The sequence below is a fragment of the Rahnella sp. P4_A8 genome, from assembly GCF_056402435.1.
In genome coordinates this window covers 1-1,627 of record NZ_JBFUHK010000211.1, presented here as the reverse complement: position 1 = coordinate 1,627, position 1,627 = coordinate 1, and the positions used below count along the sequence as shown (strand labels likewise).

The 1,627-nt window shown below is 50.2% G+C and carries 3 protein-coding genes; all 3 read left to right on the top strand.

What is annotated here, in order from left to right; translation table 11 throughout:
• Positions 1-299: 30S ribosomal protein S4 (gene rpsD, locus AC1DUO_RS24775; protein ID WP_477989300.1), on the top strand; the 299-nt coding region annotated here is incomplete at its 5' end.
• 25 nt (positions 300-324) lie between these two features.
• Complete coding sequence (locus AC1DUO_RS24770) at positions 325-1,314, top strand: DNA-directed RNA polymerase subunit alpha (RefSeq protein ID WP_002919219.1); 990 nt, start codon at positions 325-327, stop codon at positions 1,312-1,314.
• A gap of 40 nt (positions 1,315-1,354) precedes the next feature.
• A partial coding sequence (gene rplQ, locus AC1DUO_RS24765) for a 50S ribosomal protein L17 (protein ID WP_477989285.1) occupies positions 1,355-1,627 on the top strand: 273 nt, incomplete at its 3' end.

Here is a 1,627-nt window from a genome sequence, read left to right as displayed (position 1 = left end):
GCGCTACTCGTGCGGAATCCCGCCAGTTAGTTAGCCACAAAGCTATTATGGTAAACGGTCGCGTTGTTAACATCGCTTCTTATCAGGTATCTCCGAATGACGTTGTCAGCATCCGTGAGAAAGCTAAAAAGCAATCTCGCGTGAAGGCCGCTTTGGAGTTGGCTGAACAGCGTGAAAAGCCGACTTGGCTTGAAGTTGATGCTGCTAAGATGGAAGGTGTGTTCAAGCGTATGCCTGAACGTACTGATCTGTCTTCCGACATTAACGAACACCTGATCGTCGAGCTTTACTCCAAGTAAAGCTTAGTACCAAAGAGAGGACACAATGCAGGGTTCTGTGACAGAGTTTCTAAAACCGCGCCTGGTAGATATCGAGCAAGTCAGTTCGACGCACGCCAAGGTGACCCTTGAGCCTTTAGAACGTGGCTTTGGCCATACTTTAGGCAACGCACTGCGCCGTATTCTGCTTTCATCCATGCCGGGTTGCGCGGTGACCGAGGTTGAGATTGATGGTGTACTGCATGAGTACAGCACCAAAGAAGGCGTACAGGAAGATATCCTGGAGATCCTGCTCAACCTGAAAGGGCTGGCGGTGAGAGTTCAAGGGAAAGATGAAGTTATTCTTACCCTGAATAAGTCTGGCATTGGCCCTGTGACTGCAGCCGACATTACCCATGATGGTGATGTCGAAATCGTCAAGCCGCAACATGTCATCTGCCACCTGACCGATGAGAACGCTGCAATTAGCATGCGTATCAAAGTTCAGCGCGGTCGTGGTTATGTGCCGGCGTCTGCCCGAATTCATTCGGAAGAAGATGAGCGCCCAATTGGTCGTCTGTTAGTAGACGCATGCTACAGCCCTGTAGAGCGAATTGCCTACAATGTTGAAGCAGCGCGTGTAGAACAGCGTACTGATTTGGACAAGCTGGTTATCGAAATGGAAACCAACGGTACGATCGATCCTGAAGAGGCGATTCGTCGTGCGGCAACCATTCTTGCTGAACAACTTGAAGCTTTCGTTGATTTACGTGATGTACGTCAACCGGAAGTCAAAGAAGAGAAGCCGGAATTCGATCCAATCCTGCTGCGCCCTGTTGACGATCTGGAATTGACTGTCCGCTCTGCTAACTGCCTTAAAGCAGAAGCAATCCACTACATCGGTGATCTGGTACAGCGTACCGAGGTTGAGTTACTTAAAACACCTAACCTGGGTAAAAAATCTCTTACTGAGATCAAAGACGTACTTGCGTCCCGTGGTTTGTCTCTGGGCATGCGCCTGGAAAACTGGCCACCAGCAAGTATTGCTGACGAGTAACCGGATCACAGGTTAAGGTTTTACTGAGAAGGATAAGGTCATGCGCCATCGTAAGAGTGGTCGTCAACTGAACCGTAACAGCAGCCACCGACAGGCTATGTTCCGTAACATGGCCGGCTCTTTGGTTCGTCATGAGATCATCAAGACGACCCTGCCGAAAGCGAAAGAGCTGCGTCGCGTTGTTGAGCCGCTGATTACTCTTGCCAAGACCGACAATGTTGCAAATCGTCGTCTGGCATTCGCCCGTACTCGTGATAACGAGATCGTGGCAAAACTGTTTAATGAACTGGGTCCGCGTTTCGCGAGCCGTGCT

Bases quoted from the DNA above. Each gene is read 5' to 3' on its own strand.
- AC1DUO_RS24770 (WP_002919219.1), top strand. From the start codon at position 325: ATGCAGGGTTCTGTGACAGAGTTTCTAAAACCGCGCCTGGTAGATATC.